Source organism: Segatella buccae ATCC 33574 (assembly GCF_000184945.1).
In the GTDB taxonomy this organism is placed as follows: Bacteria; Bacteroidota; Bacteroidia; order Bacteroidales; family Bacteroidaceae; genus Prevotella; species Prevotella buccae.
On the sequence record NZ_GL586311.1, the window covers coordinates 1,640,109 to 1,650,567 of the forward strand.

Annotated in this window: 10 protein-coding genes; 4 read left to right on the plus strand and 6 right to left on the minus strand. The window is 53.5% G+C overall.

What is annotated here, in order from left to right; translation table 11 throughout:
• Positions 1-13 precede the first annotated feature (13 nt).
• The 3 genes from HMPREF6485_RS06240 to HMPREF6485_RS06250 are packed head-to-tail and all read left to right on the plus strand — an operon-like array spanning position 14 to position 2,901.
• A complete protein-coding gene (locus tag HMPREF6485_RS06240; RefSeq protein WP_004345470.1) occupies positions 14-460 on the plus strand; it encodes a PH domain-containing protein in 447 nt (148 codons plus the stop codon).
• The gene (dacB, locus tag HMPREF6485_RS06245; protein ID WP_044126304.1) at positions 450-1,724 is read left to right on the plus strand and encodes a D-alanyl-D-alanine carboxypeptidase/D-alanyl-D-alanine endopeptidase; all 1,275 of its coding nucleotides are present in this window, start codon (positions 450-452) and stop codon (positions 1,722-1,724) included. Before HMPREF6485_RS06240 ends, dacB begins: the two co-directional genes overlap by 11 nt.
• Before the next feature lie 58 nt (positions 1,725-1,782).
• Entirely contained in the window at positions 1,783-2,901 is a 1,119-nt protein-coding gene (locus HMPREF6485_RS06250; protein ID WP_004340115.1) for a mechanosensitive ion channel family protein, read from the plus strand.
• Between the two features lie 116 nt (positions 2,902-3,017).
• Here HMPREF6485_RS06250 and HMPREF6485_RS06255 read toward each other — a convergent pair whose 3' ends face one another.
• Positions 3,018-5,225: a helix-turn-helix domain-containing protein gene (locus HMPREF6485_RS06255; protein ID WP_004345472.1), complete on the minus strand. Its 2,208-nt coding sequence runs from the start codon at positions 5,223-5,225 to the stop codon at positions 3,018-3,020.
• Positions 5,226-5,323: 98 nt separating this feature from the next.
• Here HMPREF6485_RS06255 and mutY point away from each other — a divergent pair, with 98 nt between their 5' ends.
• Positions 5,324-6,331: an A/G-specific adenine glycosylase gene (gene mutY, locus HMPREF6485_RS06260; RefSeq protein ID WP_004345473.1), complete on the plus strand. Its 1,008-nt coding sequence runs from the start codon at positions 5,324-5,326 to the stop codon at positions 6,329-6,331.
• 34 nt (positions 6,332-6,365) lie between these two features.
• Here mutY and HMPREF6485_RS06265 read toward each other — a convergent pair whose 3' ends face one another.
• From HMPREF6485_RS06265 to HMPREF6485_RS06285, 5 genes are all read right to left on the minus strand, one after another.
• On the minus strand, positions 6,366-6,776 hold the full coding sequence (locus tag HMPREF6485_RS06265; protein WP_004345474.1) for a hypothetical protein: 411 nt from the start codon (positions 6,774-6,776) through the stop codon (positions 6,366-6,368).
• Positions 6,777-6,821: 45 nt separating this feature from the next.
• Entirely contained in the window at positions 6,822-7,907 is a 1,086-nt protein-coding gene (locus HMPREF6485_RS06270) for an AAA family ATPase (protein WP_004340120.1), read from the minus strand.
• Positions 7,908-8,093: 186 nt separating this feature from the next.
• Positions 8,094-8,378 carry a winged helix-turn-helix domain-containing protein gene (locus HMPREF6485_RS06275; protein WP_004340121.1) on the minus strand — a complete coding sequence of 95 codons (285 nt, stop codon included), beginning with the start codon at positions 8,376-8,378 and terminating at the stop codon, positions 8,094-8,096.
• Between the two features lie 4 nt (positions 8,379-8,382).
• Positions 8,383-9,009, minus strand: coding sequence for a hypothetical protein (locus tag HMPREF6485_RS06280; RefSeq protein WP_004345475.1), 627 nt, complete (start codon positions 9,007-9,009; stop codon positions 8,383-8,385).
• A gap of 587 nt (positions 9,010-9,596) precedes the next feature.
• Positions 9,597-10,226 carry a GNAT family N-acetyltransferase gene (locus HMPREF6485_RS06285; RefSeq protein WP_004345476.1) on the minus strand — a complete coding sequence of 210 codons (630 nt, stop codon included), beginning with the start codon at positions 10,224-10,226 and terminating at the stop codon, positions 9,597-9,599.
• Positions 10,227-10,459: the final 233 nt, after the last annotated feature.

The following is a 10,459-nucleotide window of genomic DNA, read 5'->3' on the forward strand; positions in this document are numbered from 1 at the left end:
AGAATGACAACGTATGGACAGGACTTTTCACCGGAGGTTTACGGTAGGCGCAAAAAGCGGCATAGCCCTCTTTTCTCTTTTGGCCCTCTACTTTTTTTGGACGAAGACCGCCGTCATCGGCCTGCTCTTGCTGATTGTGGTTGTGGGCATGATAGAGCGTGTGATACACACTACCTACACCTTTCGGCGTGTCAAACCCATTGACAGAGACGAGGAGCACGAGTTTCTGGTTATCGACAAAGGGCGGCTTTCGACCAATGTCAACATTCCCGTGAATGAAATTGTGAAGGTCTCGACCATTCGCACCGCCCTCGGTCTGGGGCATTATCTGCTTCTGGAGTATGGAGCGGGCAACATGACCGGTGTGGAGCCTGAAAACGAAGAGGCCTTTCTGAACGAATTGAAAAAGAGACAGGCCATCGGCGATATGGCTGTGAAAAAAGAAGATGATGAAACGTAATTGGAAGTATTTGTGTACGGCGCTGCTCGCTCTGTTCGTGGCTTTGCCCCTCTCGGCGCAGCGCGAAGACGAGCGCATAGAGGATAACGACGATTCGGCCGTGGCCGATGCCCAGATGGTGGACAGCCTGCTGGCCGACAGTGTGGCCCTGCCGTGGCCGCAGTCTGTGCAGCGGCAGATCGACCGGCTGTTGGAAAGCAAACTGTTTGAGACCTCGCAAGTGGGCATGATGGTGTGGGATCTCAATGCCGACTCCTGCATCTATGCCCGCAACGCCCGGCAGTTGCTGCGCCCCGCCAGCACGATGAAACTCGTCACGGCCATTACAGCCATCGACCGGTTGGGCGGTTCCTATCAGTTTAAGACGCAGTTGAAATATACCGGAACGATAGAAAACGGCACGCTCACCGGCGACCTCTACTGCGTGGGGGGCATGGACCCGCGGTTCAACAGCGACGACATGACCGCCTTTGTGTCATCACTTCGGGAGATGGGCGTAGACACCATCCGCGGTTCCATCTATGCCGACAAGACCATGAAAGACGATGCCCTGTATGGCGAAGGGTGGTGCTGGGACGACGATAATCCCACGCTCACCCCACTGCTCATCGGGCGCAAAGACTTGTTCATGGATCGGTTCACCTCCAAACTGCGTGAGGCGGGTGTGGTGTTTTCTGCCTTTGCCACTTCCAACCGCCGTTGTCCGGCCGATGCCTACAGCATCGTCACCCGTTTTCACACCATCGACCAGATACTCATGCGTATGCTCAAGGAGAGCGACAACCTCTATGCCGAGTCCATGTTCTATCAGCTGGCAGCCTCCACGGGCAACCGGCCGGCAGGAGCAGGAAGTGCTCGGGCATTGGTGAAGCAACTCATCGACAAAATCGGACTGGAGGCCTCGCGCTACAAGATAGCCGATGGGTCGGGCCTGTCACTCTACAACTATGTGAGCGCCGAACTGCTCACGCGCCTGCTGCGCTATGCCTACAAGAATGACAACATCTATCTGCAACTGTTTCCGGCACTGCCCGTAGCGGGCGTGGATGGCACATTGAAGAAGCGTATGCACGGTTCGTTCACCAGCGGCAACGTGCATGCCAAGACCGGTACGCTCACGGGCATCATCTCCCTGGCCGGTTACTGCACGGCTTCCAACGGGCACAAGCTCTGCTTTGCCATCATCAATCAGGGGGTGATGCATGGCAAGAATGCCCGTGCCTTTCAAGACAGGGTGTGTACCGTGCTCTGCCAGCCCCAATAGTGGGAGCTGGGGCAGCACAATGTGTATTGGAAAACAAAATGGATAAGGAAATAATGATATGGACAGAATAAGAATTTTCGTAGAAGAATTGATCAGTTTGGCAGGGCTCACCGGCTCAGCCGTTCCCGTGGTCCGCCACATACTTTTGATTGTCGTGGCCATAGTCTTGGCTTGGACGGGCGATTTCTTGGGACGGAAGGTGTTGGTTCCCCTCATCGGAAAGCTGACCGGGAAGACCGAAGCCAAGTGGGACAACGTGCTCTTCAACCGTCAGGTGATAGTCTCGGCCTGCCACATCATCCCCGCCGTCATCATTTGGGAACTCCTGCCCATGGTGTTCTATCAGTTTCCCTTGGTCAGGGAACTGCTTGCCCGGCTCACGGCCATCTACATCACAGTGATGATCGTGCGCACGGGCACGGTGTTCATCAATTCTTTCAGCTTGCTCGAGACCGACGGCCGCCGTTCCAGTGCGCGCCAGTATTTTCAGTCTTTCTGCGGTGTTTTGAAGATTCTGATGTTTTTTGTCGCCGCGGTTATTGTGGTGGCCATTGTTCTGGGGCGGTCGCCCATGCGACTTTTTGCCGGTCTGGGTGCCACCTCGGCCATTCTGATGTTGGTGTTCAAAGACACGATAGAAGGACTTGTGGCCGGCATCCGCCTCACGAGCAACGACATGCTGCACAAGGGCGATTGGATCACCGTGCCCGGAACGCAGGTCAATGGCGTGGTGGAGGACATCTCGCTCACCACGGTGAAAGTGAAAAACTTCGACAACACCATCCTCACCGTCAGTCCCACGGCTCTTGTCAGCGGCAGTTTCCAAAACTGGATAGGTATGCAGCGGAGTCCCGGTCGCCGCGTGCAACGCAAGCTCTATTACGATTTTCGCAGCATCCGATTTGTTGACGAGGAGCAAAAGACAACCAACCTCACACAGTTTCGCTATGCTGCGGAGAAGTATCTGGCAGGTCTGGAGGCCGTGAACAGCCAGATGATGATTATGGTGCGCCAACTTGAAGCTACCCAGTGCGGTCTGCCTGTTGAGTTTTATTTTTTCTTGAAGAGCAAGGAGTGGAAGACCTACGAACATCAGTTGGCCGACATCTTGGAATGGTTCTATGCCAAGTCGGCCGATTTTGGGTTGAAGATATACCAGCAATATCCCGAGCAGTGACATCGGTCCGGTGTCTCCTGTCATGCCGTCATTTTTCCTGTCAGCCGTAATGTGTTGGCATTCAGCTGACTGTGGCGATAATGACAGCATGACGGGAAATCGGGCCTAAAATAATTTTACTCCCTGTGTGGCTTGCTTTCCCTTGCTGTCACGGCCAAAGCCACGGTGATGTCGTCGTAGGAAATATAGTCCGGACAAGCCTCTTTGATGGCCGAACGACTGCGACTCTCGATATGGGCGATGGCTTGCTGTATGGTTTGCAGTTTGCTTTTCGTGAGCAGTTGCTCCACAGGCAATGCCCCAATAGCCACATAGTGGGCCAGATGGGTGATGATGGTGCTTGTTTTCAGGTCTCTTTCTCGGGCTATCTCTTTCGGTTTCATGCCTTTCTGATACATTCCGAAGCTCACGGCCTTGGTGTCTTCCTTTGGCCCGGCGGCCTTTCTTTCCTTTTTCTTCTGCTCCTTCTTGTTTTTTTGTGCCCGTTTCTTGGCCTCTTTCGGGTTCATGATGTCCATTGCTTCGAGCATGGAGAGTTGTTTGGCCTTCAGATAGGTGGCAGTGGAAAAGCCCTGTGCGGCAATCTTTTCGAGCAGCAGCTTCTTGGAGTGGTAGCCCTGTTCGAGTTCGGCCACGGCATTGGCATAGCGTTTCATGGCCGCCTTATTGCCTATGGTGGCAGTGCGGGTGGGGGAGAGAAGTGGGGCGAAGAGCTCGCCAAGCGTGTCACTGAAGTAGCAGGCACTGCGGCTCACACGCTCCAGAAAGTCCCTGTCGTGGAGTTGCTGCCGAGTGAGGCCCGCGATGTGAGTATTCCATTTGTAGGCTACGTTGTTCACCTTTTCGCCCATGCCGGCGGCCAACTGCTTGTGTGCCAGTGTCAGTTGTGGGTGAGAATGGCTGAAAAACTCCATGAGCAGCCTGCTCACGTATTGTTCCTGTCGCAACAACTCGGCAAACTGGAACAGTTCAAGCAGCTGGTGGCGGTAGTATTCCTCCTTCATGTCGGGCAGTGCCGCGAAACTTTCTTTTGCCGCTTCGCCCTGTCGGCTGATGTAGGAGTCTACACGCGGATCGTTGATGATGGCTCTTGGTTCGATGGGCGACGAGAGAACGAGCCCTTCGAGCGACTTGCAGCGGCTTAGGGCCACGTAGACCTGCCCTGAAGCAAACGAAGCATTGGCGTCGATGATGGCGTGGTCGAAGGTCAGGCCCTGGCTTTTGTGGATGGTGATGGCCCAAGCCAGTCGCAGCGGGAACTGTCTGAACACACCCTGCACGTCAGACTCTATCTCCCTGGTCTCCTCGTTGAGCACGTATTTGGCGTTTTCCCACTCCTGTGGTTCCACCTTGATGGCATCCCGGTCGCCCGGACAGTGTACGAAAATGGTGGAATCGTCGAGATAGGTCACGTGGCCTATGCGACCGTTATAATAGAGGTGGTCGGCCGACGGGTCGTTCTTGATGAACATCACTTGCGCTCCCACTTTCAGCGTGAGTGTTTCTGCTGTGGGATAAGCGTACTCCGGAAAAGTGCCCTTGATGTCGGCACGGTAGGTGAACGGGGTGTTCGGCAACTTGCGGAGTTCCGACTCGTTGTAGTTGTCGGCCAAATAGTTGTGTGTGGTGAGGCGTATAAAACCCTCCTCAGGACGGGGACGGAACCCAGTATTGCACCGTGTGTTGAGCTGTTGCAGGTCGTCTGCCGATGTCCGGCCGTCACGGATGTGGTTGAGTATCTCGATGAACGAGGAGTCCTGCTGCCGGTACACGTGGTCGAGCTGGATGGTCACATAGTCTATCTGCTGCAAAGCCTTCGATCCGAAAAAGTAGGGCGTGTCATAGTAGGGATTGAGTATTTCCGCGTCTTCGGGCGTGACGACGGGTGTGAGTTGTTGCAGGTCGCCTATCATCAGCAGTTGCACGCCGCCGAAAGGCTTGTATTTGTCACGATAGCGGCGCAGCACCCAGTCGATGGCGTCAAGCAAATCGCTTCTCACCATCGATATCTCATCGATCACGAGGATGTCGAGTGTGCGGATGATTTTGCGCTTCTCCTTGCCGAAGTCGTAGCGGTCGCGGATGTCGGTGCCCGGAACGAAAGGCGACAGAGGGAGTTGGAAAAACGAATGGATGGTCACGCCGGCCGCATTGATGGCTGCCACTCCCGTGGGTGCTACCACCACCATGCGTTTCATGCTGTGCTCTTTTAGTGCCTTGAGAAATGTCGTCTTGCCCGTCCCGGCTTTCCCTGTGAGAAAGATACTCTTTCCCGTGTGCTCCACAAAGTCCCATGCCAGTCGCATTTCCTTATTTTGTTCCATGCCGTTTAGTCTTTTCTTTTTCTCGTTTCGTTTGCCGATAGTGCAAAGTTACGCTTTTTTTTCGTATTTTTGCAAAAGCAAATAGAAAACCTCACAGCTTGTTTCCGATGATTCATCCCTATTTCTCCATGACAATACTTCGCTGGTTTGAGGCTCATGGCCGGGTGCTTCCGTGGCGTCAGACGCATGATCCTTATGCCATTTGGCTCAGCGAAATCATCCTCCAGCAGACCCGCATTGAGCAGGGCCGACCCTATTGGGAACGGTTCATGCAGCGTTGGCCGTCGGTAGAAAAGCTCGCCGCGGCCAGTGAGGACGATGTGTTGCGCGAGTGGCAGGGATTGGGCTATTATTCCCGTGCACGCAACTTGCACAAAGCGGCGAGGCAGATCGTGGAGTTGGGGCGGTTCCCCGACACGTTTGAGACCATCAAGCGACTCAAAGGGGTGGGCGACTATACGGCTGCGGCTGTAGGTTCCATCGCCTTCGATCTGCCCGTAGCCGTTGTCGACGGCAATGTGTATCGGGTGCTTGCCCGTCATTTCGGCATATCCACCCCCATCAACTCCACCGAAGGCAAGAAAGAGTTTGCTGCATTGGCACAGGCATTGTTGCCGCCCGACAAGGCCTCGGCTTACAATCAGGGTATGATGGATTTCGGGGCTATGCAGTGTACGCCGGCTGCCGACTGCGCGGGCTGCCCGCTTCAAGAGTCGTGTGTGGCTTATCGGGAAAACCGTGTGGGGGAACTGCCCGTCAAGTTGCGGACGGTGAAAGTGAGTGAGCGGAGACTGGTGTATGTATATATACGGTGTGCCGGATTTACAGCTATTCGCCGTCGCACCGCCGGAGATATATGGCAAGGGTTGTGGGAACCGGCCAATGTTTCGGCTTTTCCAGAATTGGAACTGCTGTTGGGAAAAGCCCGGTTGGTGAGAAAAGATGTGAAACATGTGCTCACCCACCGCATTATCTATGCCGACTTCTATCTGTTGGAAACAGATGAACGTCCCTTGCTTCCCTCAGATTATATCTGGATCAGGGAGGAAGAAATGGATAGTTACGGCATTCCGCGCCTCATCCAACTGTTTTTGGAATCTCTCTGAAGGGTTGGGATGGAGTTGTAGGTGAAAGACTTTCCTATTGCTTGATTTCCTCAATGCGGGTGACGATGGAATCACCGGAAGGCAACGTGTAGAATTTCACGCGCACCACGCGACCAATGTCAGCATTGCCCGTCACTTTCAAGTGTCGGCCTTTGCTAAACGAAGCTGTGTCGCGCCGGCTGGGATAGGAAAGCAGTTGGAGGGCCTGTGCGTTTGATTCCGGACCGATGAAAAACAGGTCGGCACTGTCTTTGGTGTTTTTCATCCTTGCTTTGAGCAGCGTGTCCTGCCCGGCTTTTCGTCTGCCGGCCATTGTCGTGTCGTAAGGTTCAAACACGCTTGCAGCCACGGTGTCACCCAATTCCTCTTTTGGGGCAAACTTGCAGGAAGTGTGTATAAAGGTGATGAGCACCGTCACCAAAGCAAATATCAGCAGCTTTTTCATTCTTTTTCAGAGGAAAATAAGAGAGGTTTCGATTCCGGCCGCATCTTATTTCTTCACAGCCAGATTGTAGTTATAATAAGAGGTGTTGCCCGTGATGTCTTTCACCACGCGCAGGAATGGTGGGAAGTTGATGTCCTCGTGGTGGGCGATGCCTTTGGTCTCCAATATTACGAGATGATTGGCCGGTTCAAGATAGGTATCGAGTTCGAAAAACTGCCCTTTGTAGATGAAACTCTTACGCAGTTTGTGGATCGTCTGCCGGTAGGGATCGGCCTGTTGGAGCAGCGACTCGTAGAGATTGTTGCTCACCTGCCGTTCCACTACAATCTCCTCTTTGGGCGATATGCGTTTGGTCGTGGTGTGTACGTTGACCCGGTTGCCCTGCCACTCGCGCTTGCGCAAGCGCACCTCGCTGCTTGGTTCCGAGACCAGATAAGTCTGTGTGATATCGGCCACATTGTCGTCCGGCACATCACCGGTCACCTCCACGATGTATTTCCGTTCGTTGGCAATGGGCTGGGGCAGTCCGAGCACGTTGCTGATTTCTTTCACCACCCGGTTTATCTTGCGGTCGAAATCCACGTCGTTGTTGATCACCCGCAACCGTGGATGCCCCGTCCAGGCATTGATGACCTTCTTGTCGAGCAGCCGGGCCAGTTCCAATCCTTCAGTGCGTTCCTTGTTGTTGGAAGTGGTGTAGAACCGTTCGGCCCCGTCGGCCGCCGACACCAGATGCAGCACAGCATCGTAGCGTTCGTCGCGCAGCGCCCGGGTCGATGTGCCAACGGCCTGCGTGATGTCCTCCCACATCTCAGGTTTCATGTAGGCCGAGATGTCCATAGCCCCCCGGTCGCACACGATGAGTGTCGGTTTGTCGCACTCCTTGGCCATGCGCATGAACTTGTCTTCCAGTCCGAGCTGTATTTCGAGCGTGGCCTTTTCCCCTTGATAGAAAAGTCCTTGGTTCTTGGTGAGATAGTTCATGCCTGCCTGGGCAAACATGGTGGGCACTTCCGGGATAGTGAATACCTGATAGCCGAGGCTGTTGAAGTGTTCAATCACCTTGATGAGCGCCGTTGTCTTTCCGGCGCACGGGCCTCCTGTGAGTACGATTTTCTTAATTTCGGGCATAGTCGTTTACTGTAATCTCTTGCGTTGCAGCATCTTTTGCACGTGCAAAGGTAGTGTAAACCCATGAGAAAGCAAAAGAAAAGCCCGTTTTTCTTTGCTCTGACGAGTTTGCCCTTATACCGTGAAAGCAAAAAAGAAAGCGCATCCCTGTGCTGGATGCGCTTTTGTAGCTTGCCGATTGGGCCGTCATTTCCCGATATATCCCTTCAGTGCTTCCACGTAGGCAGCGAAGGCATCGGTGCCTTTAGGCGTGATGCGGCAGATGGTGCAGGGCTTTTTCCCCTTGAAAGTTTTCTCCACCTCTATATATCCGGCCTTTTCGAGTTTGTCGATCTGTACGCTCAAGTTACCGGCCGTGGCCCCGGTCTGTTCCTTGATGTAGGGAAATTCGGCTTTGTCGACACTGATGAGCAGTGACATGACCGCCAATCGGAGTTCGCTGTGGAGCAGCGGATCTAATGGTGTGAACATAGGCCTACCCTTTCCTGCACTGGATGATGATGCCCGGGACGACCAAGGCGACGAATGCCGACAGGGCCAAAACGAGGTGTTGCGACGGCCCGAAGCAGAACAGACTGCCCACACTGCCGCCCAAGCCGGCCACGAAGCCGCTCATGGTGATGGTCATATTGTCCAACACCCTGCCCGTGATGGCTGTGGCAAGGCCGAAGAGCAGAATGATGATGGAGGTGATCGGGAATATCACTATCGGCTGTATAATGCCCGTACCGATGTGCTCGACCGACACTCCCATGAAGCTGCACGCCACTCCCAGTGCCATGGCCATAATGCCGAAGACGGCCCAGACCTGCCCCATGGTCTTGGTGACGAACGTATCGGGCAGATGTTCTTCGCGTTTTGACATGAGATAGTTGATGCCCCACGTGGCGAGCATGGCCGGGCACCACACAATGTTCCATTTCGAGCCGAAAGAAGTGTTGGCCCAGAGCAGCCATACGGCGATTGCCGTCACGATGACAGCCGTCCCCCACAGGAGGAAATACTTGCCTGAAAGGCTGACGAGGACTTTGCGGCTTTGCTCGATGCTCTTGGTGATGATCTCCAAACTGCGCTCGGCAGTCATGTTCTTGTTTTCTTCCATGATTCAGTTTTTTATCGGTTATACATTTGTTTGGGTGTTTGAGGTCTTTCTTTTGCAGACCCTTTGGCTACCGGCGTGCCCTCACTTTGAGTGAAGGGAGAAATCCTCTTTTGTGTATGAATCACATTGCAAATATAATTAAGTTTATAATATAAACCAAACTATTTAATAAATAAATTCATCTTGGCGCGCATTTTTAACATTTCGACCTTCCGAAGCATATAGCAGGAAACTCATCCGGAAAATCAAATACATTTACATGGAGTTGTTTCGGAGTTTTAGAAGAAAGGAGATGAATGTCCGTTTCCATTACCTTTGCCTTGTCATTCGGCCCAAACGGCATTGCGAAACGGCCACACCCGGAAGCTCGCCCGGCCCGAATGAGAATGCGAAAGAGGCCCTTTCACAACGTCATTCGGGCCGGGAAAGCCCCTTTAGGGGAGGTGGGGGCCGGTGGTGGATTGGAGATCTAAAAAAAGGAACGCATACGCGCTCCTTTTGCCAATGCAAAGATACGATATTTTAAGGCCGATCGCAAATCAGCGATGAAAAAACATTACGGTGTGATGGTCTGCCTGAGATGTGGCCTAAGGCTTATCCGCTGCTCGTTGCAGGTGTTTCATCGGGTGTCCGCCCCATTCCGCGTCTTCCACGAAGCGGAAACCGAGTCGCTTGTAGAGCCGTTCGGCCTGTGGGTTGCCCTTGTCCACAAGCAGTCCGGCGGTCGGAAGGCACAGCCGGGCCGCTTTCTCGCAGGTGGCTCGGAGCAGGGCTGAAGCGATGCCGTGTCCGCGATAGCGACTGTCTACGGCCAGACTGTCTATGTAGAGTTCGCCCGCCTGCGTCTCATCGTCCATGCCGCTGTGATCGATGCCAAACTCCGTCAAGGCCTCTTCAATGAACGCTTGGCGCAACGGGCGGAGTAGTGCGCCGTCGTAGCTCACGCAGATGCCTACCACCTCGGACACTTCTGTGTCGGCATCGCCCCCGGTCGGTTGTTCGGCTACGGCCACAAGCGTGTTGAGATAGGAATACTGCGAGTCTTCCCGGCTCACGAGTCGGGTCATCATCCGGTGGAAGTCGGCAAGCGAATGTTGTGGGCCTGCGAAATATTGGCAACACTCGTGGTTCATGGCCTCCATGATGAGCGTCGCTATCCGGAAGGCTTGAGAGGGACGGGCGTTAGCTATTATAATAGGTGGTGTGGTTGTATGCATAAGAGTTGGTTAGTTGGCTGCAAAGTTACGACTAAATATCGGGAAAATAGATGCGGCAAAACAAAAAGGTGAAAAATAGAAAAGAAAATCCGTTAATAAGGATAGGGGCGTTGCTTTTTGTAGAAAAATTTACTATTTTTGTTTGAAGTTAATGGATTTATTCGTAAGTTTGTGGTACGAATTTATTGAGATTGTCTGAGTTATTCTGAAATCAAATATCAGCCTTTGTAGCA

Coding starts and splice junctions, on each gene's coding strand:
- HMPREF6485_RS06280 (WP_004345475.1), bottom strand. CDS start 9,009: ATGGAAGAAAACAAGAACATGACTGCCGAGCGCAGTTTGGAGATCATC.
- HMPREF6485_RS06265 (WP_004345474.1), bottom strand. CDS start 6,776: ATGAAAAAGCTGCTGATATTTGCTTTGGTGACGGTGCTCATCACCTTT.
- HMPREF6485_RS06275 (WP_004340121.1), bottom strand. CDS start 8,378: ATGTTCACACCATTAGATCCGCTGCTCCACAGCGAACTCCGATTGGCG.
- dacB (WP_044126304.1), top strand. CDS start 450: ATGAAACGTAATTGGAAGTATTTGTGTACGGCGCTGCTCGCTCTGTTC.
- HMPREF6485_RS06270 (WP_004340120.1), bottom strand. CDS start 7,907: ATGCCCGAAATTAAGAAAATCGTACTCACAGGAGGCCCGTGCGCCGGA.
- HMPREF6485_RS06240 (WP_004345470.1), top strand. CDS start 14: ATGGACAGGACTTTTCACCGGAGGTTTACGGTAGGCGCAAAAAGCGGC.
- HMPREF6485_RS06250 (WP_004340115.1), top strand. CDS start 1,783: ATGGACAGAATAAGAATTTTCGTAGAAGAATTGATCAGTTTGGCAGGG.
- HMPREF6485_RS06285 (WP_004345476.1), bottom strand. CDS start 10,226: ATGCATACAACCACACCACCTATTATAATAGCTAACGCCCGTCCCTCT.
- HMPREF6485_RS06255 (WP_004345472.1), bottom strand. CDS start 5,225: ATGGAACAAAATAAGGAAATGCGACTGGCATGGGACTTTGTGGAGCAC.